17 protein-coding genes are annotated in these 24,580 nt (G+C 33.3%); all 17 read right to left on the bottom strand.

Annotated features, from left to right (window positions below):
• Window positions 1-158: 158 nt before the first annotated feature.
• The 17 genes from KMW28_RS24280 to KMW28_RS24200 all read right to left on the bottom strand — a co-directional run bounded on the left by KMW28_RS24280 (window position 159) and on the right by KMW28_RS24200 (window position 24,571).
• Window positions 159-4,271 (bottom strand): hybrid sensor histidine kinase/response regulator transcription factor, encoded by a 4,113-nt coding sequence (locus KMW28_RS24280; RefSeq protein ID WP_183363884.1) that lies wholly within the window; start codon window positions 4,269-4,271, stop codon window positions 159-161.
• A gap of 316 nt (window positions 4,272-4,587) precedes the next feature.
• Window positions 4,588-6,411, bottom strand: a complete 1,824-nt coding sequence (locus tag KMW28_RS24275; RefSeq protein WP_169661809.1) for an Ig-like domain-containing protein — start codon at window positions 6,409-6,411, stop codon at window positions 4,588-4,590.
• 137 nt (window positions 6,412-6,548) lie between these two features.
• Window positions 6,549-8,072, bottom strand: coding sequence for a S41 family peptidase (locus tag KMW28_RS24270; protein ID WP_169661810.1), 1,524 nt, complete (start codon window positions 8,070-8,072; stop codon window positions 6,549-6,551).
• A 73-nt stretch (window positions 8,073-8,145) separates the two neighbouring features.
• Complete coding sequence (locus KMW28_RS24265) at window positions 8,146-8,505, bottom strand: hypothetical protein (RefSeq protein WP_169661811.1); 360 nt, start codon at window positions 8,503-8,505, stop codon at window positions 8,146-8,148.
• Window positions 8,506-8,624: 119 nt separating this feature from the next.
• Window positions 8,625-9,068 carry a GNAT family N-acetyltransferase gene (locus KMW28_RS24260; protein ID WP_169661812.1) on the bottom strand — a complete coding sequence of 148 codons (444 nt, stop codon included), beginning with the start codon at window positions 9,066-9,068 and terminating at the stop codon, window positions 8,625-8,627.
• Between the two features lie 11 nt (window positions 9,069-9,079).
• Window positions 9,080-10,177 carry a DUF695 domain-containing protein gene (locus tag KMW28_RS24255; protein WP_169661813.1) on the bottom strand — a complete coding sequence of 366 codons (1,098 nt, stop codon included), beginning with the start codon at window positions 10,175-10,177 and terminating at the stop codon, window positions 9,080-9,082.
• Between the two features lie 105 nt (window positions 10,178-10,282).
• Window positions 10,283-10,786 (bottom strand): hypothetical protein, encoded by a 504-nt coding sequence (locus tag KMW28_RS24250; protein WP_215585976.1) that lies wholly within the window; start codon window positions 10,784-10,786, stop codon window positions 10,283-10,285.
• 222 nt (window positions 10,787-11,008) lie between these two features.
• Entirely contained in the window at window positions 11,009-11,611 is a 603-nt protein-coding gene (locus tag KMW28_RS24245; protein WP_215585975.1) for a flotillin-like FloA family protein, read from the bottom strand.
• Window positions 11,612-11,721: 110 nt separating this feature from the next.
• Window positions 11,722-12,111 carry a carboxypeptidase-like regulatory domain-containing protein gene (locus KMW28_RS24240; RefSeq protein WP_169661816.1) on the bottom strand — a complete coding sequence of 130 codons (390 nt, stop codon included), beginning with the start codon at window positions 12,109-12,111 and terminating at the stop codon, window positions 11,722-11,724.
• Window positions 12,112-12,177: 66 nt separating this feature from the next.
• Window positions 12,178-12,555, bottom strand: a complete 378-nt coding sequence (locus KMW28_RS24235; RefSeq protein ID WP_169661817.1) for a hypothetical protein — start codon at window positions 12,553-12,555, stop codon at window positions 12,178-12,180.
• A gap of 89 nt (window positions 12,556-12,644) precedes the next feature.
• Window positions 12,645-13,154: a hypothetical protein gene (locus tag KMW28_RS24230; protein ID WP_169661818.1), complete on the bottom strand. Its 510-nt coding sequence runs from the start codon at window positions 13,152-13,154 to the stop codon at window positions 12,645-12,647.
• A 64-nt stretch (window positions 13,155-13,218) separates the two neighbouring features.
• The gene (locus KMW28_RS24225) at window positions 13,219-13,869 is read right to left on the bottom strand and encodes a hypothetical protein (RefSeq protein ID WP_169661819.1); all 651 of its coding nucleotides are present in this window, start codon (window positions 13,867-13,869) and stop codon (window positions 13,219-13,221) included.
• A 391-nt stretch (window positions 13,870-14,260) separates the two neighbouring features.
• A complete protein-coding gene (locus tag KMW28_RS24220) occupies window positions 14,261-15,466 on the bottom strand; it encodes an alpha/beta hydrolase family protein (RefSeq protein WP_169661820.1) in 1,206 nt (401 codons plus the stop codon).
• Between the two features lie 206 nt (window positions 15,467-15,672).
• Entirely contained in the window at window positions 15,673-17,112 is a 1,440-nt protein-coding gene (locus KMW28_RS24215; protein ID WP_169661821.1) for an alpha-L-fucosidase, read from the bottom strand.
• Between the two features lie 331 nt (window positions 17,113-17,443).
• A complete protein-coding gene (locus KMW28_RS24210) occupies window positions 17,444-21,457 on the bottom strand; it encodes a T9SS type A sorting domain-containing protein (protein WP_169661822.1) in 4,014 nt (1,337 codons plus the stop codon).
• Window positions 21,458-21,472: 15 nt separating this feature from the next.
• Complete coding sequence (locus tag KMW28_RS24205; protein ID WP_169661823.1) at window positions 21,473-22,801, bottom strand: hypothetical protein; 1,329 nt, start codon at window positions 22,799-22,801, stop codon at window positions 21,473-21,475.
• A gap of 141 nt (window positions 22,802-22,942) precedes the next feature.
• Entirely contained in the window at window positions 22,943-24,571 is a 1,629-nt protein-coding gene (locus KMW28_RS24200; protein ID WP_169661824.1) for an Ig-like domain-containing protein, read from the bottom strand.
• Between the last annotated feature and the right edge of the window lie 9 nt (window positions 24,572-24,580).

The following is a 24,580-nucleotide window of genomic DNA, read 5'->3' as shown; positions in this document are numbered from 1 at the left end:
TATACTCACACTCTACTTACTGTACTACAGGTATTTATATTTTTATAAAATAATCAATTAACTTTTCTAAAGTTCAAATGTATAATAGCTTATTTGGTCTTTTTTCTTTATATGTTGGTTGGTTGCATTGAGTAATTAGTCGATCAAAAAAGAAGGCTTCAGGTCTTCTTGTTCTTGAAATCTTCAACATACTGTGATGGAGTCATTTTTAGATGCTCTTTAAATACACGGTTAAAATGAGGCCGATTCTTAAAACCGGCAGATACAAAAGCATCAGCAATAGACATATTTTCTGTTGTTAGAAATTCAGCCGCTTTTTTTACTCTGTATGCTTTTAATACATCGTAAGGAGTTTGATTGGTCAATGCTTTTACTTTTTTAAAGAAATAGGACCTGTTGAGGTAAAGGTGTCTTGCGAAATAATCCATATCAATTTCAGGATTACTTAAATTTTTCTCCATTAAATCATAAAGTTTTTCAATAAATGCAACATCAGCACCTGAGAATTCTTCTGCTTTAAGTGTTAGAGGTATGTTAACATTGAACCGTTCCCGCAATTGTTTTCTAGTTACTAATATCGATTCAATATTCGATACCAAATATTGGATATCAAAAGGTTTGGTTATATAACTATCGGCACCTTCTCTCAAACCTTGCACTTTATCTGGTAGCTCAGCACAAGCTGTTAGTAAAATAACGGGTATATGGCTTGTTTTTATATCTGATTTTATTTTACGACACAGTTCAAAACCATTTATTTCAGGCATTAATACATCACTAACAATAAGGTCGGGCCACTCATTTTCTAACGCATCAATACATAACTGTCCGTTGTTAAAGGCTGTTACTTCGAAAGTATCTTTCAGGCTATTTGAAATAAAGTCTCTCAACTCAACGTTATCTTCCACCAAATAAACGGAAGCTTTTTGAATAGCTACATTTACTGATAGTTTTTTCTCGTTTGCATTTATCGTGATATTTTCGGTTGGTGTACTTCTTTCAACTTTTAATGTCGCTTTTTCCTCTTGATATATTTCTTCAGATACACTTTTTGTCACTATTGGTAGAACAACTGTAAATATTGTTTCCACATTTGGTACACTTTCAACTGTCACTTCCCCATTATGCATTTCAATCAAACGTTTTGAAAAGGCAAGACCAATTCCAGCTCCTTCTACATTTATTGTATTTCTTGCTTTGGATCTGTAAAATCGCTCAAATATGTGTGGGATATCTTCTTCGGTAATGCCAATGCCAGTATCTTTTATGTCTATACATAATTTAACATCGTCTATTCGATATGATATTTCAATACGGTCATTCGGTTGAGTGTATTTAAAAGCGTTATTCAACAAATTATTGAAAACCCTTTCCAATTTATCCTTATCCGCATACACAAAAATAGTATCGTCTTGATGAAGGAGGAGCAAATGCTTTTCGTGCATATTGGCCATGAATTCGAAATTTGCTATAATTTCATCAAGAAAAATATTTAGGCAAAAATGAGAATTATTTAATTTTGGATGTACAGCATCAGATTGCTGGAATTCATGCACTTGATTAATCAACTGTACTACCTTTTGGGATTGTTGCTGAATAATCCTTAGGTTTTTCAATAGCTTCGGTTGGTTGCTATACTCATTCAAAAGAAGTTCCGCAGGACCAGCAATTAATGTAATCGGTGTCTTAATCTCGTGCGATATATTCGAAAAATATTGAAGTTTAGCCTTATTTATTTCATCTACTCTTTCTTTTTCTATTTGCTTGAGTTGCATGCTATGTTGCAACCTTAATATTTTCATTCGATATTTAATTATTCCGTATATAAATACAATGGCTAAAATTATGTAAACCATACGCATTATTAGCGTATTCCACCAAGGTGGATTAATTGTAATTTCTATTTCGCGAACATCTGTCCATTCTCCATTCGAATTTGAGGCCATAGCCTCAAACACATATTTACCGGTTTGTAAAGCATTAAATTGAATGTATTTGTTGTTGCTTGTAACCTTTACCCATTCTGTATTAATGGGGTGCAAACGATATTTAAGATAATAACTATTAGGGTTAGAATAATGAGGAGAAATCAGTTCTATCGAAAAACTATTTTCATTATGATTTAATTGTAAATTCTGTGTATTGTTCAGGTTCTTCTGTAAAAGTACTCTATTATCAACAGTGTCACCAGGGGAAATGGTGGTACCAAACACCTTCAACTTACCAAAGTGCAATATAGGATGTTCCTTTGCTACCTTTTTACCAATATTTGTATTGAAATAAAAGTACCCGTAATCTGAACTCAATAAAACGATGTCATTATCAAGTATTGCAGACCCAGGTCTAAATTCATCAAAGGGTAAACCCTGTTCTTTATAAAACTTTCGAATACTTTGTTGAGAAGGATCTAGGTAGTTCAAACCAAAATTGGTTGGTATCCACAAACAGCTGTTTTTATCAATTAGAATATTTTTAATAATATTCGATGTTAATCCATCTTGTTCTGTATAGCGTTTGAATTGTAAAGTTCTTTCTCCTTCAATTGCTTTACATAGCCCACCCTGTGTACCGACCCATAAATCTTTATTTGGTGCTCTTTTTATGGTAGTAACAAAATTATCAATTAATGTGCTTTTATCATTTTCGCAAGTGTAAAACTGCTCTATTGGAAGAGAGTTTAAAGCTTTTTCTTTTTCCAGTTTAATTCGGTACAATCCGTTCTGATTGCTTCCAAGCCAGATATACGGCAAAAGGGGGTCTGGATAAATTTTAGAAACTTTTGGAAAGTTATTATCAATAAAAAACGGGTGCATTTTAAGTACTTCGCAATTTGCCAGCTTTCCTTTACCATCCAATGAAAGTTTATACACGTAATCACGGCAGTGAATCCATATATTCCCATAAAAATCTTCCACAAATTCTCTAAAATTAAATTGTTTTTGGAGGTTTTCATGCTGAATAATATCGAATTTTTTATTATTGTTCTCTAATTTGATAATTGTATTATTCGCATATCGAATCCATGTATTCTTTTTAGAATCAATAAATATATTACTGAGTTTAGCAGATGAAAAACTTGAAAAGTCGGCATATTTTTCCTCATTTTTTTTAGTTGTGGTATTTAACAGTTCTAATTCTTTCGAGTTTGGGTTGACAAATACCCGTTGACTGTCTAACACCGAAAATGTAATTATTTTGTTCGGATAAACACCCGGATTAGTTTTGAAATGGTCGTCGACATAATGAAACGGCTTATCTTCGGAGTCAAATTTATACACCCCATTTTCCCTTGTAGATACCCAACATGTATTGGTTTGGGTTGGTAGTATATGACGTACTTTGCAAAGTTCGTTTTCTAGTTCGAATTTTGAAATTGTTGTTGGCTTGGCGGCTAGTACTTTGTTTAAATTATTTACACGAATCAAGCCATTATTGAATGTCCCGAACCATAGATTATTCAGGTTATCTATGGTTGCAGAAATAAAACGATAGGATTGAAGATCTTTAGATAATAGAGTATACGAAAACGTATTGTGTTCTATTTTGTAAGATAATATTGCGAAACCTAAATGGGGTGTTACTAAGATTTTGTTCTTATCAAAGCCGAGAATCGAATTGGAGTACTGAATTTGCGGATCAATTATTCTAACAAATTTTTGAGTGTTTTTATTGAAATGAACAAGCCCTTTCATGGCACTTAATAAGAAATTAGATTCATCTAATATAATAGCATCATTAATAGACACCTCTTTGTAAAATGCTTTATCTGGAAAGTGATATTCACGAACGAATTGAAACGCTGAATCAAAAACAATAATGCCATTCTGTTCTGTAAAGCAATACATGTTTTTACTTTTCGGCTCTTCGATTAATTTACTAACAAAAAGACCTTTGGTTGGAGCAAAGTCATCGGAGGAAGATAACACTGTTGTAAATGTATCCGAGGAATATTTATAAACAGAGATTCCCATATCAGTTCCAATCCATATACGACCTTTGGAATCTTCGGTTATGCATCGGATGTTGTTGCTTATTAATGACGTATTTTTTGAAGAGTTTTTATATACCGTAAAATCATATCCATCGTACCTATTTAATCCATAAAATGTACCAACCCACAAGTATTTTTTAGAATCTTCGAACGTAAAAGTGACATCATTATAAGAAAGTCCATCTGAGGCAGTGAGCTGTTGTGTATAATTTAAAGGTGTTTGAGCAACAACCAATTCCATTGAGCAAATGAGGATACAGAGATAGAAACACTTTAACATAATAGCTTGGTATTTATTGTTTTCATGTTTTTAAAAAAGCTGTACGATTATTAAGGGATTGTGTTCGAAAATAAGTGGTTGATCTTTTTCCATTTATTGAACAAGACTCCAAATTCTCAAATTTGACATAACTATTAAACCTATCTTACCCTATTCACCCTGTTCCATTTATCAAAATCCCTTCAGGAATTATCTAGGTCCTCAATCAGTTTCTTTATTCTAGAAGCAATTGGAACATCATGAGAACCTAGATTATAAACTTGACTCTTAGTTATAAATTATTCGAGTCATTACATGTTCATCTAAACTAATTTACTTATGGACAAACAACTAACTTTCTTGAAATATGAAAGTTGTCACTTCTTAAGTTAATTATATACAGACCATTCATAAGCTTTAACTTAGAATCACTAATATGGATACTTTTCATTAAGCCAGAATAGTACTTATAAAAAACACGTTCCCCATTAATATTGTGAATTGACATAGAAACATTATTCATGGGGTTGTTGAAGTCTATGTATAAATCCTTGTGATTATAAGGGTTTGGATAGATATGTAAGCTATTATTCACTTCCTTTTCAATATTCAGAATAGCATCCCCCACATAAATAGGTACAGTTGCTATAAAATTCCCATCAGTCGTATTGATAGTTATTATTGTTTTACCATTATTAATACCCGTTACGGCTCCCCATTGATCGACATAAGCAATAGATTCATCTGCAGAGGTCCAACTAACACCTTGATTAGTCGCTGTTGTCGGGCTTATTGTTTGAATTAAATTATCAGTTTCTCCTATACCAATTTTTAATATTGATGGATTTATTTCTAGGTTGCTAACAGAGATAATGTCAGTATTTGAAGTACAGTTCTGATTTGTATTACTCCATCTTGAAACAATTAATGAATTCTCTGGAAAATTAAATGATTTTGAAGCGAGTTCATTTTCTGATGGTATATGGACTTTGTAATATCTAGGATCCTCATCCGCCACACTGCTAGCAGTATATAATATTGGAGCAATTGTAGGTCCTTCAAAGAAACGTCCTCCTGTTCCTTCAACAGGTGTATCATTCATCATATCACGCATATGACAAGGCACTGATTTAAAATTTCCATCTTTAATATGGGCTTTCAAGCCATATGTACTTGTCACATCAGTAATTCTAGAGTCTATATCAAAACTACCAATATCATCTGCATCTCTATCTACAAAAGCTCTATCAATTCTGACAGTAGCCATACAACTTGTCGCCTCTATTTTTTCTACATCAAACCATCCATTAGTTATCCCCCAAGGTTGGATCATTACTGCCGAATTTCCTTCATTACATTTGATATTGTATCCAGAGATCTCCGAAATTCTAGTAATTTCTCTTGGTGCATTGTAACCTGATGTTTCATGAGCATCAGTTTCAATTCTTAACGTTGCTCCTCCACTTAATGAAATGATGTTCTTGAAATGTAAACGATCGCCCACTCTCACTTGAACTGCCCCGTATCCATCATGGGCATTTTCAACGGTAATATCTTTCACCAATCCTAATCTTGCTCCTGCCCAAACGCCATTGTTGGCACTTACCCCACAATTTACTGTAGAATGTACTGTGCGTTTATCGATTACATGACAGCCCGCAATCATAAAATTCTCAAGGTCTTTAACATTAAAAGGCAAAACTCTCAAATCGTAGGAGATTTCTGACATATCAATAGTAAATTGTCCGCTAAGAGATCTAATACTAATATTAGAAATACTTGCACCTGCAAAACCCATAATAAAAATTGACTTGTCAGTTTTGTTTGATAAGACCGGTTTAACAATAGCATTTTCATCAAACATAAGGTGAACATCAGAAAGTAGAACTATTTCTCCTAATTCCCATGTACCTTCTGGAATCGTAATAACTCCACCACCTGATTTAGAAAGAGCATTTATATGCCCTTGCAAAGTGGGAGAATCATCTCCAGGATTATTACTTAAAGTAATTCTTTGTGCTTCTGAATATGAATCTGTGTTATCTGTAAAAAATTCGCTTTCTAATCTTTCTGAAGGTAATTTGGATGGTGCTTCTACCTGTGCAAAAGCTGTTATTGATCCAAATAATAAAGTGATAATAATAAAATAAAATTTGCTCATGGAACAAAAATAATTCTAAAAATCAATTTGAGATGATCCTTATTATTCCAAAACTAAGACATTTTTAACTAAAAAATTAAAGATTTTACTGGGTTTAATTCTATTTGAAGAAGACCTAATTATTTGATCTCTTTGATTTATCTATGTCTTATTAACCTCAAAGCCTCTTCTAATTCTTGATCTTTCATTTCCAAAAACTCATCTATATTTAGTTTAATAGGATAATCAGGCAATGTCCCACGACCAATAAAACGTTTCTCTTTGCTATTCATCACATAATTCGTGAGAGGTAGATGAATCAGAATTTCTGAATTAGGTAATTTCAATTTAGCAAAGTCACCTCCATTTCCACCATGATAATCTCCTCCAGATTCTTCCCCAATAAATGTGGCTAATTGATTATAATGAGTGGCAGCCAAAAATTCTGATGTAGTTGATGCACTTCTCCCGTTCATCAGAATGTAAACTTTTCCTTTGAAATTGTTTTTACTAGGTTGTTGAATCTTGAGGCCTTCATTCACAGAAGGTTTTGTGGCAAAACGTCCATCATTCATTTTATCGACTAACGGAAGTGTGTAATTATACCATTCTACATTTTTATCGGTATGTGTAAAAAGAAAAGTAGTATCAGATATTCCTGAACTTGAATAAAGAGAATCAAAGTATGGGGTAGGTTCTTGAATTAAATATGAAAAAAGTTTTCTGCCTAATATATCATTTCCTCCTCCATTGTATTTCACATCAATTATTAAATGCTTGACCTGATTTCTTTCAAAGCTTTCAAAAGCTTCAGGAATTATGGTGTTGAATTTATCATAATCGTCAAAATTAAAGACTTTTAGCAGTGCAATACTGTCTGATAAATAACTATATCTGATTGGCGCTTTTCTGTCCAACTTTTCGTTATCAGAATAATAATCCGTGTACTTTCTAACGGTTGGATCTTTTTGAGATAAGTACTTCTTGTAATTCTTCGTCCATTCTTTAAAAGTAACTGCCTCATAATTTTTAGTAAAAATTCCATCCCCCTCATTCGATAGCTCTACAAGAAAATTATCAGGTCGTTCCATCAAAAGATAATACCAAAATTGAAAGTCCACTCCTACTTGAAATCGACTATGTTTATTACTTAGAATATGACCATCACTTGGAAAATAAGGCAACATTTCATCATAAATGGATTGAATACTTTTTCCATTAATGCTTAGTAATTCTGCTCCAGGAGGTAGGTTTGCTTCATTTGAAAAATCAAAAATGACATAAGCTCGAACAGGATCGAATTCCCAGAAAATTCTCAGCGGAAAAAACTTCCCTTTCTTTTGCATCTTGTATATCAAATGATCTGATGGTGTAGCAATAGTATGCTGACACTTCACTGACGCAGCAATAAAGCTGATTGTTTTATAAAAATCCTGAAGTTGAACTTTGTCACCATCAAATTTCGAAGCTTCTTCAAATAACGCATCAAGTTCGCTTTTAGAGATATATTGATAAAGGCTTGAATGTATTTTCTCAAGTCCTTTTCTTAAAATAATTAAGTCTTCTTCTACCTGATTTTTGGAAAGTGTTTTATTGAAAAAATTATCAAAAGGGTGTTTTTGAGCTTGTGTGACTAAACAGTTGGCTAATAATACTAAAAAGAAGAATGTGAATTTATTCATTTTGGATAATGTTATTTTACAAATTATTAGGGTCTAATATGAACAAACTTGAATCGATCGAGAATTAGGGTTATCACTTTTTCAAATTAGACTTCACCAAACCCAAACCCTTCCAAAATTCATCAGGATAGCTAAGGTTGTTTGGCTTTCCTACCCATCCATTGACTAAATCCAATTGATACCCTTCTTCAAGCTTCTTATATTTTACCGATTGGTAAATCATAACGTCCCAATCTCCGGTATACTTTAAACTTTTCAGTGATTCAGGGTACTCACCTTCACGAATGTGATGTAACTCTATTAGTGAAATAGCTGTTTTAAAATGCTGATCTCCAAATTTTTGATTGGCTTGTTCTGTAAAGCCTTCGGGAAAACAGCTTGATAATGTCAAGATGATGGAGATGAAGATGGTCAGTTGAATTGATTTTTTCATGATTTTCTGTTTGATTAGCTATATGATTCCACTCATCTGGGAGCTTGTCACATGAAGTTTAAGTTTGCTTTAACTAAGGTAAATATAATTAGATTTCCACAAAGGAGGAATTTAGAAATCTATAAATTATCAAGCCTCATTTTCTGATGTATTATCCCTGTTTTCTTAGAAGGATATCTATTTCCAATAGGCTGAAATCCGTTTTTAATATAAAACTGAAGGGCGGTTTCTCTTGCACTTAACTCAATACAATCCATACCGAGAGATTTACATTTATCTATTAATTCGGTCAATAGAATTCTTCCCACCCCCACTTTTTGATGTTCCTTTTGAACAGCCATCTGAGAAATTATTCCAATCGAACCCTCCGTATGTATTCTTCCGGTCCCTATCACTTTCCCCAAATTGTCGAGGAGCACGAGGTGAATCCCCTCTTTTTCATAAGGGTCATTAATTAAAGCTTCAGCATTCTGCATTCCTTCAAAAAAACACTCAATACGTATTCTTTTGGCTTGGGTGTAGAGGTCGCTTTGTGGTTTGATGTATTTTAGGTTGGGGTTCATAACAATCATATTTAACTCACATCAAACCGTCTTAACGATTTCCAATATTTATCTTTAAAGATATCATATTCTATTTCTTCTGAATCCTTATATTTTTGCTGTAAACTATAAGCTACTGTAGACGGTTTTCTGAAATCATTACACGCAAAGTAAATCTCTCTCAGGTTGTCTGCAGTTTGTCTTCCGATATATAAATAGCCTTCTTTGTCTTTTAGCTCTTCTAGTAATTCTTCCTCTAAATTATTTAGCTTTTCATATGTACTATCATCAGGCATTCCATTATTTGATTCTCCATCATATTTTATTTCGATATTCAACATCCAAGGGTGAGATGCTTTTCTGTCCCAAGTAATCAAATCAGTATTTATAGTGGCGATCAGTTTTCTACCATTTTTAAGAGTAGCTTGAAGGATTGAGCACAAATCTTTATCCGAATTTGTTCTTATACCATCGTATTTTTCTATAAATTCCTTCTGTCTCCAAGTGATGTAATCTTTGAGTTTACCGATGGGAATTAAATCTTGTTCCGCATCCTTACTCTCTTGAAAATCTAAGTTGTCAATGATTTCTAGAAAATTTAATTCACCAAGATAATTATCCAAGAAGATATAAACGCCATTTATTATTGCTGATCTATTTTCACTATTTTGATCAGAATGAATAATCGTGATGTCAATTTCATCTGGAAATTCAGGGTTATTATTAGCATAAAAGCTCAACTTTTCTTCATTGAATTTTAATCCTGACATATTAATGCTAACATCTTTAATATCAAGAGTTGGTTTTAATGCCGTAAATTTCCAGTTATCAATTTTAGGAGCGGATGCTATAAGTACTTCGACAAAAACAACATTCTTAACATCACCATCAGGTGTGATAATTAGTTCTACGGTATTCTTATCAAACATTCCTGACAGGAAGAAATACCCCTCTTTTAATTCATCTAATTTGGGAGAAAGTTTATCAAAGAATCCTTTTTCAATGTTGGTATCTTGCTTTACAATCTTATAAAAGTCTTTTTCGTTTTTGATGAACCAATTCCAAAAATCAGCATTAGTATTTATCGGTTCATCTTTTTTCTTTCCGAATATTTTTTCGATGAAGTTCATTTTATGTTTTGTTGTTTAATTGAAGTTAGATCGAGTAATATTTTACTAAAATAAGGATCGACTATTGATGAACAAAACAAAAAGGCTATATCATAGTAGTATTGTCTAAGGATTTACTTTATCCTTTCTAATAAAATAAAGAATTCTAATTCCAAAAATTAAAAGGAAAATACCAAGAAAAATTACTACCGCAAATAGTTTTAAAATTAAAGCAAAATCAATTGTAAATGCTTGCAATATTAAATTTGATGTACTTTCATTTTTAATGTTGTACATTTTACTTTCCTCTATTTTTACACCTGAAGCTGAATTATAGCAATCACTATCAATGTTTTGGGATATGATAGTACCTATTTTAAATTTTTTATTCTGATCAACGATAATGTTTATTTGATTATCATCCTTTTCAATGAAATAACTTAAACTATCATCACAAGATTTATAGACAATATAAAAGTTATTATTTAAAAGAACATTTGTAGTCGATTCTCTGACTAAAGGAGTAGTAGTTAACTGATCTTTATACATTAAATATCCAATTGATACTGACAATGATATTGTCAATATGAACAATACAAAGAATATTAATCTTGATACCTTTAAGCTCATTATTTTTTATGATCTAGAATTAAAGTATGAATTCTTCAGTCTAACGTTAACGAGTTTGGTTATTATTATCAACTCTATTTGTTTGAGTAATTTTTAAGCTGTTTTACATTCATAATCTTCTTTTAATATTGCTTATCATTTATGATAAAAAATGTGTGAGCATTTTGGTAACTTAAGTTTAGCTATTGCTTTAGTTTATTTCCAAATGTTGCGATTTTACATCTACACCAAAATGCGATCCCAATATTCAACATTTAATACATTCGTCAAAATATAATGCTGCATTTTTAATTTATCTTCTCCCTCCCAATTCATTAAGAAATTAGTCAGTCTATCGATAATTTTACTTTCTAAATTTTCATTCTGATTTTCTTCTAGTCCTAATCCAATTCTATTAGAAAATACTGCTTCATAATTTATTACAAACTGTCCTATTTTTAAACTTTCTATTCTTAAAGTCTTGTCTTTTAGCGAGTCTTCAATACTTGCTTCATAATCTAAACCAGCAAGTTCCAATGCAGATAATTTTTGAAAGCTCAAGGATTTGATATCTCTGTATTTAAGTAAGGCAGTCATCACTTTCTCTGGATTACCCCCTGCCAAATGTAACGTCTCTAAATCACTTAAACTGATATTAAAATTGTTTTCTTGAACAATAGCTAAACCTTTAAAAAGTTTTTCTGATGCAGACTTCGAAGCTCTTAATTTAAATGCTTCACTTATTGTTATTTTCGCATTTAATCGTTTGGCTTGTAATTGAACTAAAATTACAGGGAGTGAAAAAATTGAGATAAAAGCTATTAAAAGTAATATAAAAAATGTCATTTGATTAGTATTGATTTTGTCTATTGTATGTGATATTAATGTTTGTGTTGTTAAAAACAAAAGCATGATTTAATTAGCGGATTACATAACAAAAAAAACTTTGAAATATGTTACTTATTGAGCGTAATACTGCTCTCATTATTATTTAAGTCGACCACTATTTCCAAAATCTGTCCAGGGAAAAATTCTATTGAATCATAGGACTGAGTAAATCCACCTATTTCAATGTTTAGTTCATATTTAGCAGGAGAGATATATTCAAAACTAAATTCTCCATTTTTGTTACAAAATTCAGAATATGTATTCTTAGTACTAGTTAATGTAATCTTAGTAGCTTCAATTGTTTTATTATTTTTAATTTTCCCACTAATTAATACATTTTGTGTTCTCATCATTCCCAATTTTTCAATTACTATAGAATTTTGATGTATTCTTCTTTTGGAAGTTGAACAACTAATAAACAAAAGGGCTGAAATAAAAACTATAAGTAAGTATTTCAATTGATGTGAGTTGATATAAATTAATCGTCTTGATAAAATCATATGTAAACTCTTTTTTTATTGTATCTAAAGTACCTCTATATCAGGATGATCTTTACAAGCGTCATTAATAGTTTTTTGGATTTTCATAATTATATCAACCGTAGAAATTTTCCTAAACCATTTTCTTATATATTCTTTTTTGGGTTCGATTGATATCAGAAATTCATTATCTGTACCATCAATATTTCCCGTTAAGATATATACTTTGAATTCATATTGATCGATTCTCAACTCATAGCAATAATCTGTAGGATATAAGTCTGCAGTTTCAATATTATTTTCTTTGAGGGCATTACTCACAAATTCACCTAGCTTCTTTCCAAATCTTCCTGGGTTAATATCTAATTCTTCATTTGGATAGGCTGAGAATAGTTTTGACTTTATCAGTATGTCTGTGTTCATTTTTTAGATTCTAGAACAATGAAATTATTAAACTTTTTAATGGTTGAACCAACTTTAATCGGAGTTTATTTGATTTAATAGGCATTTATTTAATCTGGGATATAATAACAAATCAACCCTTTTTTATTTTTTACCGCAACCAAACCTAACCCTTTTTTGTAATACCTTATATCCTTTGCACCATTTGGATAGTTCATCTCAATTTTAAGTAATTCTTTTAATGTTCCAGAAGGTGTTTTCAACTTTGCTTCTCTATTTAAAACTACTCCATTTCCTATTTTTTCTCCAACATTAGGAGCAATACCAAAATAAGGTATTTCTAACTTCTTTTTTGTGTTGTAAAAATAAACAGTATCATTTGATACCCTCATAAACAAATCTATCACCTTATTTTTTGAGAAAATTTGTGAAATTATAGTATATCTTTTCCCGCTAATATTTACAGTATCTTTTATTACTTCTTGATATTTATTATTGTACCAAGTTAGTGTTTTTTTTTGCCCAATAGACAGCGGATAATAACTATCAGAGTCAATATCTTGAGCACTTAATGCGATTGTTGTAGCTAAAAATGCTATCAAAAAAGTAAGTTTTCTCATCAGTTTGTTATAATGTTGAATTAATATTAAATGTATTACTTAAAATATGAAATTTGATTAGTAATTACCTAATTATTCTTTCTGTCCTAACACTATCTAATAATGTGACATTAATGTTTGATGATAATATCTCATACTTATAGGTTAATGAATCTTTTCTTTCTGTATAAGAGTCATCTACATTATCATAATCATTAATAACTAATTTATTTAAAGTTAATATTGATTCAGATTCCCAATTTTCAGTTGAAGATGTCTCCCAACCACCATCTCCGCCATATATACCAAATTGAGACAAACCTGTAACTTGGGATTTTAATTTGTCATAAAACACTAAATAGATGATTCGACAGCAATATTCATTTTCTTCTATGATTCTAAAATAGAATGTCTTATCATTTTCAAAATGATCTAACAATGAGTATCTATTTGATTCTGTTTCTAAAGTTCTATTTGAATTATCAATAGTGGTATATTTTATTAAACCTAAAACATCTGATGACATTTCTTTTAAAGACAATTTGAAAGGAAAAGCTTTTTTGTAATCTAAATACTTCTTTCTTATAGGTGTTGTTTGTCTAATATGAGAAATTAAAGAATCCGATTCTGAATCAAGAAATCTTGAATTATTGTAATTATTAAACGGATCTGCAATTGAGATACTTAAACTTGTAATAAGTAATATTGGTAGTAAAGGTAATAGTTGAAGTTTCATTTATTAACAAGTAGTTTGTTGATAGATTAAGATTAACATTAAATAAACACCATGGCGTTTATTAATTAATAATAATTATTTCCTCAATTTACCAATCGGCTATTAATATTCAAAGCAGATTTGAAGCAATTCTAATATAGAATACAAATAATTTGTCTCCGAGATAACTTACTCATATTGTTTCACATAAATAGAATACGTCTTGATAACCCTATACTATTTATGTATACGATAATAAAAAAGACTCAACCATTATTGAGTCTTTTTTATGATTTTGAAAAATCGAATGTATTAAAATTATATTTATCTATTATGCACTAAATCTTGAGGGACGTTGCAGAGCAACGTCCGTACATGTAATAATGTAAATTGTTTTTTTATGGATGATCTACTATTTCATCGTTTGTTTATCTGATGTATCAAAGATGACTTCAGTAGTTAAGGACATACCTTTTACATCTCTAATAATTAGATAAGCTGCTGTGGCTTCCTCTGGAATAGGGGCATTCACTTTTGTGCCTTTTATATTACCTGGTGTGGAGTTCCATCTTCTCTTTTGCCATTTGCCTTTATCAAAGGTGTAATAGGCTGTTACTTTTCTAGGTCTTACTCCTTTTACAACGGCTGAAAAATCCATTTTTGAGTGATCCCAAGTGGTTTTCTGAATATCCATTAAAGGTAAATTATGGATGATGGCATTGGCGAATCTATACGATTCTTCTACATCCCAAGCGGGTGGGTGACCGTGACCTAAACCATCTTCCACATATAAATATGTTTTTGATTTTGGTGCCTTAGCTGATGACATCATGGCTGGAATTGGGAAATGTGCATCGTTCGAGCCATTGATAAATAAGATAGGCATTGTGGCCTTTGGTAAAAAGGCTTCGGCTTCAAAGTTGGTTAACAAGTTATCTCTGTACGCTTGATTTCCATTTTTGAAATGCTGTCCCATTAATCCATCTGTACCATTCAAGAATCCACATCCGTAAATTGGAATGGCAAATTTAAAGCGATCATCAATACCAGCGATTGAACTTGTCAGCATTCCGCCCCAGCTTACACCGGTAATACCAATGTTATTGGTGTCTACTTCAGGTAAACCTCTTAAGAAAGAGTGGGCTAGGATAACTTGTGCGACAGCTTGATAATACCACTGGTCTTGTAATGCTTCGTTGTTATCATGAAAAACACCATGTCGAGATGGTCCTGAACCTTCGAAATTCTTTCTGTCTTGGTGATTTTTAGACGGTAAATGTCCTTCTAAATCCATTGAGATGGCTACATATCCTCTCTTATTCCAAATTTTTACCCAATCTTCAAAAGCTGTTCCTCCACCTCCATGTACTAACACTATTGCAGGGTAGCCATTTTCTGGTCTTTCAGTCGTTGGAATATTATAGTAGGCATACACTTTTGTGGGTTTACCTTTGTAATCGATGCTTTCGTAGAAGATACTTTTAACTCCTTTCTTGTTGACAAGATCGGTTTCTTCGTACTTCGGTGTTTTGTATAGTTCCTCTAAATCCCAAATGGACTCTTTTTGTGCTAAAGCGAAGATGGGGAGGAAGAGGAATAGGGTGAATATTTTTTCCATTTGATTTTTTTTTGTGGTTTGTGGGGTGAGAAGATACTCAGTTCATAAGGTGTTAGCCCTTGAAGCAGAATATCAACATACACTATCAGCCGGAGGGGTTGCACCCCTCCTTGGCGATGAGTAGTTGACTTAGAGATCGACTAAGGAACTACTCTCTAATTCTTCTCTTGATATATCGAGAGACTAGCGGTTTGGTCACTTATACCCTACTTCACCTTAGTAGATTCATTATTAGATAAGGTCACTTCTAAAGTAAAACCAACTTGTTGGGTCTTATTCTTTGGAAGCGTTACTTTTAAGCCTTCAGACGTATGTTCCCACTTCAGTTTTTTCTCATAACCTAACAATTTTACTTCTTTGATCTCTTCGTCGGCGAAGCTTTTAATTAAGGCTGTTTTGTCTCTTTCTAGAGCGATTGCGTAGACTTTGTTTCCTTTGGATGTGAACCAAAAATCTGATGTAGTAAAGTTGGAAGTAAATCCATGTGCGGCTCTATGGCCTGTGCCTAACATCTTCTGAGCATCCTCTCCTTCTCTACTCACTTTCCACATTTTTGTTCCATAGATGGCTTTACCATTTACGCTCATCCACTTACCAATTTCTTTCAGGTTATCCACGCTTTCTTGTGGTATAGTTCCGTCTCCTTTTGGACCGATGTTAAGCATATAATTTCCACCTCTACTGGCAATGGCTGTAATCCAATAAATCAACTCATAAGGCGATTTAAAATCTTTATCGTATTCTTTGTACCCCCATGAATTATTGAATGTACCTACTGTTTCCCAATGCTTTCCTCCCATGTCTTCAGGATTAGGAATTTTGTTATCTCCGGGAATATTGAAGTCGCCTAAATCGTGACCTACTCTATCAGTAACAATCACATTTGGATTCAATTGATACACCATTTGATAAAATTTAAAGCTTTGTTCTTTGGATAAGAAGTGGGCGAAGTCGTACCACATGAACTTCATATTCGGGAACATCTCTAATAATTCTCTTACTTGAGGATAGGCTTTATTGACTAAATATTGATCGAAGGTATTCTCACTTGGATCCCATAAGTTGGCTCCCATTGGTCTACGCTTTTTCCCTTTGAAATCGGCAGGCTCTGGCCAAACCTCATCTGTTGCGTCACAGAAGAATTTGATGTTGCAATCATGTGCATCATTCCAGTCGATATTGTGAGAATAGTACACCCCAAAGTCAATTCCTTGACGTTCACAAGCATTGTACAGCTCCTTCACCAAATTTCTTTTACTTGGTGTAGATCCCATATCAAAATCACTTACTTTGGAATCCCAAAGGGCAAAACCGTCGTGGTGTTTTGAGGTAATCACGATGTATTTCATTCCTGCTTCTTTCACTAAAGAAACATATTCGTCTGCATTAAAATTAACCGGATCAAACTGTCCCATTAGCTCTCTATATTCAACTCTAGGAATTCTTGCTCTCGCTTGAATCCAGCAGGCATCATTAGGTTCTGGACTTTCGATATCGTCCATCCTTTCTCCTTTGTACATGCCGCCTAATACCGAGTGAATCCCCCAGTGAATAAACAAGCCAAACTTATCTTCATTGAAATGAGTGATTGCATCACCCTTAGTAGCATGCATTTGTTCCCAAGTTTGTGCTTGGGCATTCATCATAAATAAAGAACAAAATATAAGTAGTATAATTTTCTTAATACATTTCATCATCACAAAAAATTGTTGTTCAAATCGTCTAATTCATTGTGGCAATATCTTGATAATAACACTTAAAGTTTGGTCTGAAACTTTCAAAAATTGGTTATTTGCTTTAAAAATGGGGATTGGTGAACAAATTGCATCACTCAGGACAAACAGAATGTAAATATGTGGATGCTTTGTAATGGAGAAATCCGTATCAAAAACTAAGGTGATAAGCCTAGTTTTCGATACGGAAAATAAAATTTATAAATAGAATATCACTTTGATAGTGTGAATGATTCTAGTGTTTTTATAACATCACTTTTTGAACATATACCTGACCGTCAATTTCTAATTGAACGATATAGATACTAGATCTCAAGTTTTTGATTTGAACTTTAGTACCATCAATTTTTTGTTGATGCACTAGCTGTCCGTTTGTATTAAAGATTCTTACAGCATTGTTTCTAAATCCATCTTTTGATGATAACGTCAACACTTGGTTAAAACCATATACTTTGATATCCGCAAATAGATCGTTAATAGAAGTTGGTGCTAGCTGCTTAAACAATACAGTATATTCTTTTACTGTAACACCATCCTCTGCAGTTACTTTAATTATTGCTTTCTCTCCAAAGACTGTTGCTTGTACCACCTCAACAGAAGCTGTTTCATCTTCTAAAGTATAAGTAACTGTTTGCAATGCTGATACCGTTACTTCGTAATCAAAAACATCTGCATTGAATCCTTCCAAGGCTACATCATCTAATAAAATGGCAGTTAAGTTGGCATTATCAGATAATACTTCTAAAGAGAAATTGATAGAATAAGTTGATGTCGTTGTTCCGTCTTGTGCAGTAATTGTAATCGTTACTTCACCTTCCAAACCTTCAAGAGTAGACACCTCATAAGTAGCATTCTCATCTGATGTTGTCACCGTAATCACTGGTAAAGTCTCTGTACTTGCAGGTAACATCACTTCGTAATTATTAGTAGCTACTTCGAATTCTTCCATGGCTACACCATCCAATAAAATTGCTGTGATAGATGCATCTGTTGAAGGATCACCCCAATTGTAATTTACTGTATATGTTAACATTGTTACACCATCTTGCGCAGTAACAACAATACTTGCTGAACCAGGCATAGCAGTGGCTTGGTTTGTTTCTACATTCGCTACATCTACAAAAGAAGTTTCTCCTGATAATTCTGGGATAGTAGTTGTTCCGTACGGATATTCTACATTGTATTCGAATACATCTGCAGAGAAATTATCAAGTGGCTGACCGTCTATGCTTAAACTAGCTAAAGTGGCATCTGTGGAAGGTGCTCCTAATAAGAATTTGACAGTATATGTATTTACCGATCCATCTTGAGCAGTTACTTCAATAGTTGCATCACCCGGCATCATTGGTACTTGTGTAATATCTATAGATGCGAACTCATCTGTTGTAGAAGATGTCACCGTAGGAATAGCTGTCGTTCCATAAGGGTAAGTTACTTCATACATTAAAGTATTCTGATCGAATTCTGCAATCGCCACATCATTTACTTTTATGTATTCTACCGTATTGATATCTGAGGCTGTTGTCCATTCGAAATGTAAAGTATATACTTTTTCATCTCCATTCTGAGCAGTTACAGTAATAACCGTCTCACCAGGAATTTCCATTGGTGCATCTATTGAATAAGTAGCCGTTTCATCAGCCACCATAGCATCGACCTCAGGAACTGTTGTTTCTCCACGTAAATAGGTAATTGTATACTCTGTTTGAGCAGGATCGAAGTTACTTATTGCAAAACCGTTTAATGAAATCTCCTTTAAATCTGCATTCATAGATGGAGCAGCTTCGTTGTAAGTGATGGTGTAAATTTCAGTTGTGTTACCATCTTTTGAAGTCACCGTCACCACTGTATTTTCGCTTAGTGAATTTGCTTGAGCAATATCAATTACTGCTTCTTTATTATTAGCAACAGCTGAAATTTGAGGTACTTCAGCACCATAAGTCACATCGATTGTAAAGTTTTTCGTTCCTTCAGATAATCCGTCCAAATACATATCATCTGACATTAATGAATACAATGAAGCATCTCCATCCGATTGTACATGTGGTCCAAAGAAGTTGGTGGCATAATAAATTGTGCTCTCGATAGTCGCGTCTGAACCACCATCTCCAATATCTTCACCAAAAGTCAACTCAAAAGTATCGTATACAGATTCTTTTACTAATGAACCGTCGGTGTTATTGGTTACGAAATCTGTAAAATCAAAAGTATATTTCACCCATCCGTCTTGTTTCACTACATCTAATCTTTCTACGATGTTACCCGCTCTACCAGGAGTGAATATTCTGAATTGCAATACATTTTGTCTGATCATTTCAGCTTGACCTTCCTGATATACATAGATAGAGAATTTCAGGTTTCTGTCTCCATAAATCGTCGCACCATCCAATAGATTCATGTACTGAATAGCTCTATGTCCTTTTTTACGATCAATCTTAGAGACTTTTGCATCAGCCACCTCAGCGGTAGGGAATGGATTATCCACTACTTCAACCACTTGGTTTACTGGGTTTACGTTGAACAATGGATTCGTTGTTGACCCATCATAGAAATAGAAAACACCATTTTCCATTTCTTTTTCTACTACTACTTTTTGTTCGTTCAGGTTCTGAGTGAAAGAAGCCAACACAAAACCATTTTCGTCCTGAACTTTACCATTATCCGCATTATAGCTCACTACAATTTCGGCATCCATGTCCAATGTTCTTTCCAATTCTAATACTAATTGTCTTTCAGTATTAGACACCATAGTCACAGCTACAGGCTGACCATTTTCTGTTACCGTAAAATCTGGAGTAGTTACTGTTGTCAACTCGCCAAAAGATACAATGTCTACTAAAACTTTATTGTTCATTGGACTTAATGATGCAGAAGCCACTAACTCATCAGAAATGATTTTAGGTCCACGAACATTGTTGATATACCCCGTCAAACCTGTACCTTTCAAATTGTCATCTGACGGAGCGATATAGAATAACACATCGGTAATGCCGTTTAAATCGTCCATCGTATACTCTGAGAGATCAAAAGTATATGTTGCCCAATTTCCGTAACAAGTAATGCTTTGGTGATTTGGTAGATTTAAATCAGGTAAACGATTCCCCTCAGCATCATATCTTCTAAAACCAATATTTACCTTTTTATTTAAATCTAACTTATTGATATCCTCTAAATAAACATCAAATGAGAATGTTTTTGATGAAGTAAAATCAAATTCGTGATTTTTTGATAATGTCCAAACAATATTTACCCATTGAGATTCACCTCTGACAAATTTACCGGCAATTTCAGACGGGTTAACAGGATCTTTAGCAGTTTCCTCTAAAGTAAATTGATATGGATTTCCTAAGTTCAATAAAGAAGGTTGACCAAATTTATAAAGTAGTGAATTAGTCTCATCTATCTTAGAATTGTTCATTACTTCTTTTCCTGCAAAAGGAGATAAAACTAATCCATCTATATCTGAAACAGTTCCACCAACAAAGCTGTAAGTCAATTTCTCGTTGATTTGAACTTCTTCATTCAATAGCAATTCAATAAAAGCAGATTGAATAGATGTTTGACGAACAGATAGTTCTGATCCTGCTTCGTTGAATACTTTGAAAGTTGGATTAAAAAATTGAGCAAACTCCGTATGATTTAAGAAGTTGATTTGAACACGACGGCCGTCCTCTAAAACTGAAGCCGTTGTATTGATCATGTCTTGTTTTACCAAAGGTCCTGTGATATGATCCAACACATAGATCATATTATTTGACTCTCCCGATTTGTCGTCGAAGTTAAAATAAACACGTACTGTAGAGAATGCTATTTCAGTGTTTACATCGTCAAAATTAAAAGTGTATTCCACCCACTCATCAAAATTTTCTACCGTAGCATAAGCTAACTTTTCTGCAGAAAGTTCTTTATCATATAAACCAATAGCAAGGGTTGTATTTGTTACTGGTTTATCGGGAGAAAACGTAAACATCTTTAATTTAATCTCCTTGGAATCCGAGAAATCAATCACTCCATCCAAATCAAAATTAAGATAAGGTCTTTGTGCATCAGAACGGATAACTGTGTATTGTTTATAACAGCTTTCGCCTGTAGGATCGCTACTTTCTGATCCTGTAACACGATTCAAGGAAGTTAATTCACCAACGTTTTTACCGTTGACATTCCAATAAGTATATTGGTTTTGTGCGTTTGCATTAAATGATAGTGCAATGCATAGCATTACAGCCATCATTTTAATAAAAGGTAATAATCGTTTCATTTCGATTCTGTTATTTTAGTTAATTGTTTTTATGGGACCTTGTAGTTCCTTTAAGTAAAAAGAGAGTTGTTTTTTGTATTCCGACATAGGGTCGGGGTTAAAAGAAATACAGATTGAATTGTATATTTTTTGCTCGGGCTGTTCCCCATTGAAATCATAAACAAGTTCTACCCATTTGTCGAACGTGCTTATCACTTCTTGTTTGACCAACTGATTATCGGCCTTTTGATCTTGACGAAAACAAAGGTCTAGTTTTACTTTTTCTACACCTTCTTTAGGCGATGGAACAAACACTTTCACCTTAAATATTTTCTCTTTAGTGATGTCTATCTGCTCTGTAAGATGAAATAAAACGGCACAACTCTTTAATTCCGTACTCTTTACCTGTAATACTTTTCCATTTTTATACTTTGGATCGGTGACTGTCAGCAAATCTGCACGGTAACCACTGTAGCGACCGTTCAGATATTTGTTGGCTAAACCAAAATCAGTGTAAACGTCATATGTTACAGGAACTTTATTCTTTACATCTTGATATTTAAAGTACTTTAGGGTATGTCCTGCTTCATCATAAATACTCCCTTTTTCAAAAGACAATTTGATATCATCATTAGGACCAATCGTCAATTCTAATTGAATCACTACTTGATCATCATCTGCTTTAACAGAGGCAATCTCCAATACTTTGTATCCATTTTTAATCACCTTAAAAACAGGCTTTTTTAGTTTAGACACAATGTTAGGCGACGTATACTTCTGAAGTAAAATCTGATTTCCTTCCATATTTGTGGTGATATTCACTTTGATATCATCCGCTGAAATACCGGGTATTTCCACATTCGTTAAATACATTTCTAAACCATCGCCTTCCCCATTCTTACTTCCAGGCTGCATAATTAGAGCTACCGATTGATAATCGATTCCATCATCAGGGTCTATGGTGAACGTATATTTCTCCCATTGATCAAATGATTTGACTGCAAACTTATGTAACACTTGATGTTCCCCCTGATCACCTTTCACTCTTACACCGAACATTAATGTATACTCATCCAATTTTTTTGATGGTGTCGGGTAATAGGCTTCAAAGCTTACCGTATTCGATTTAGAGAAATCAAATGTTAAGTAAGTATCAAACAATACGCCTCCATAGGCTATTTGATTTCGTTTTAAATGCACCACTTTTTCTTTGCCTTTGAATGATTTTAAGACATCAGAAGAAGCACCCCAAGTAGTGGGTCGATCCATTAATCCATCAGTACCAAAAACTTGTATTTGAGCTTGAACCTCAAAACCAAAAATGGATAGTAGAATTAAAATAAAGAGTGTAAGCGTTCTTTTCATTTAGATAAAATTTGATTTTAAAAAAATGATTGATCAATGGTTTTATACTTAAAAAATCTTGTACGAAAATTTGCAAGAGGTTTTATCAAAGGGTTTGTAAGGACGTTACAGTGTAACGTCCCTACATACCCAATGGAATTTCTAGTCTTGGTCTAAACCAGGTCCTTTGAATTCATCGACATAATATACTTTGCCAATTCCTTCGTCTCTTTGATCACCGTATTGGAAGATCAATTCTATTCGGCCAAAATCTTGAGGATCAAAAAGAACATCGTCGAAATTGAAAGTATATTGCACCCATTTCTCATATACCGAATTGTCTACAGGAATCACTTTATCATATCTGATGTTCTCCGCATTGTTTGTGATTCTTAGTGCAATATCATATTTCTCCAATTCGATTTCTGGTGTTTCTAATTTTACCCAAACAGAATATTCTAATTGGTAGTCTTTATGAATATTGCCATTTAAGAATAGGATCTGCTTCGATTCGTGAGCACCATTCTTCACTACTTTCAACATCTCCTTATCGTTACCATTTCGATCAGAAGTAATAGCAATGGATGTTGATGTTCTGAAATTCTGCATTTCTGTAATAATTTCAGGATTAATATTTCCATCTATGATATAATCTAATCTAGTCTTCACTTCAACATCAATATCTGATTCAAAGCCTCCATCATTCGATACAAAGTGAACATTTGCTACGCCATCACTTACTGATGTTACATTTCCTTCTTGATCAACCATAAGAATTGATTGATCTGAAGACGTCCAAGCTCCTGTTTTATCAAAAGTATCTTCTGGTCTAAATTCAGGGACTAACTTAACAGTCTGACCAATAAATTGAATTGGTCCATGAGGGTTGGTTAATGTCACTCCTTCTGCCAAAATTGGTTCTTCTACAATTACTTTGATAGGATCAGAGTGCATTTGACCGTTGGATACAAAAACATAAGTCGACCCTAATTTTTTACCCACCAATTGTCCTGTTTCAGGATGTATACCTATAACTGTCGTGTCTGCTACATGGTACGTAAAGATGGTATCATTGGCGTTTTCAGGAAGTACAGAAAAATCAAGATCGAATACTTCTGTAACAGTTTTCTCAAATTGTTCTTCTGCAAAAACAATCTCTTCTACCGCTATGGTTGGCTGAACATCAAATCGAATGGCTGTTGAGATTCTTTCTCTATCCTCAGTTCTTATAGTATGAGCCAAAACATAAGTTAAGCCTGGAACTTTTGGAGTTACTTTACCATCTCGAGTGACAGTGATTTTTTCTGGTTCATCGGCTTCATACCAAATTAATCCCATATCAGAGACATTGTACGGAGTGGTAAAAGCATACACTTGTTTTGTTTGTCCAATAACTCCTTCAACCTCCACTTCAACAGGTTCAATAAAATCTACAGAAGCCAGTTTATTACTTACGACTACATAGGAAGTATCTGAAATAGGACTTGTTGCCGATCTAGCCACAAGCATTGCCCAACCATCGTTTTGTGTATGTACGAGACCAGTTGATTCGTCGACTGTAATGGCATCATTTGGAGATTCCACTGTCCAAATCATGTCTGTTGCTTCCTCAAAATCGGGTTTATGATAGGCCATGAATTGTAGTGTATCTTGGGATTTTAAAGATACAGGAACTTCCCAAGGACTTATACTAATTCCGTTTGGTTCTTGTTTTATAGCTTCCTCTTCGGTTTGAGTACATCCAAAGAAAAAGAGCACCAATAGAATATTTACACTGATAATATTTTTCATTTTTTGTCT

Origin of the sequence: Flammeovirga yaeyamensis, assembly GCF_018736045.1 — a bacterium.
Lineage (GTDB): Bacteria > Bacteroidota > Bacteroidia > Cytophagales > Flammeovirgaceae > Flammeovirga > Flammeovirga yaeyamensis.
Note: the sequence above shows the minus strand (reverse complement) of the source record. Positions and strands in the feature narration are given on the sequence as shown.

What these genes read in the sequence shown, in the direction of transcription:
- KMW28_RS24280 (WP_183363884.1), bottom strand. Translation starts at nt 4,271, where the DNA reads ATGTTAAAGTGTTTCTATCTCTGTATCCTCATTTGCTCAATGGAATTG.
- KMW28_RS24220 (WP_169661820.1), bottom strand. Translation starts at nt 15,466, where the DNA reads ATGGAAAAAATATTCACCCTATTCCTCTTCCTCCCCATCTTCGCTTTA.
- KMW28_RS24255 (WP_169661813.1), bottom strand. Translation starts at nt 10,177, where the DNA reads ATGAACTTCATCGAAAAAATATTCGGAAAGAAAAAAGATGAACCGATA.
- KMW28_RS24250 (WP_215585976.1), bottom strand. Translation starts at nt 10,786, where the DNA reads ATGAGCTTAAAGGTATCAAGATTAATATTCTTTGTATTGTTCATATTG.
- KMW28_RS24270 (WP_169661810.1), bottom strand. Translation starts at nt 8,072, where the DNA reads ATGAATAAATTCACATTCTTCTTTTTAGTATTATTAGCCAACTGTTTA.
- KMW28_RS24275 (WP_169661809.1), bottom strand. Translation starts at nt 6,411, where the DNA reads ATGAGCAAATTTTATTTTATTATTATCACTTTATTATTTGGATCAATA.
- KMW28_RS24210 (WP_169661822.1), bottom strand. Translation starts at nt 21,457, where the DNA reads ATGAAACGATTATTACCTTTTATTAAAATGATGGCTGTAATGCTATGC.
- KMW28_RS24230 (WP_169661818.1), bottom strand. Translation starts at nt 13,154, where the DNA reads ATGAGAAAACTTACTTTTTTGATAGCATTTTTAGCTACAACAATCGCA.
- KMW28_RS24205 (WP_169661823.1), bottom strand. Translation starts at nt 22,801, where the DNA reads ATGAAAAGAACGCTTACACTCTTTATTTTAATTCTACTATCCATTTTT.
- KMW28_RS24215 (WP_169661821.1), bottom strand. Translation starts at nt 17,112, where the DNA reads ATGATGAATGCCCAAGCACAAACTTGGGAACAAATGCATGCTACTAAG.
- KMW28_RS24225 (WP_169661819.1), bottom strand. Translation starts at nt 13,869, where the DNA reads ATGAAACTTCAACTATTACCTTTACTACCAATATTACTTATTACAAGT.
- KMW28_RS24245 (WP_215585975.1), bottom strand. Translation starts at nt 11,611, where the DNA reads ATGACATTTTTTATATTACTTTTAATAGCTTTTATCTCAATTTTTTCA.
- KMW28_RS24235 (WP_169661817.1), bottom strand. Translation starts at nt 12,555, where the DNA reads ATGAACACAGACATACTGATAAAGTCAAAACTATTCTCAGCCTATCCA.
- KMW28_RS24200 (WP_169661824.1), bottom strand. Translation starts at nt 24,571, where the DNA reads ATGAAAAATATTATCAGTGTAAATATTCTATTGGTGCTCTTTTTCTTT.
- KMW28_RS24260 (WP_169661812.1), bottom strand. Translation starts at nt 9,068, where the DNA reads ATGAACCCCAACCTAAAATACATCAAACCACAAAGCGACCTCTACACC.
- KMW28_RS24265 (WP_169661811.1), bottom strand. Translation starts at nt 8,505, where the DNA reads ATGAAAAAATCAATTCAACTGACCATCTTCATCTCCATCATCTTGACA.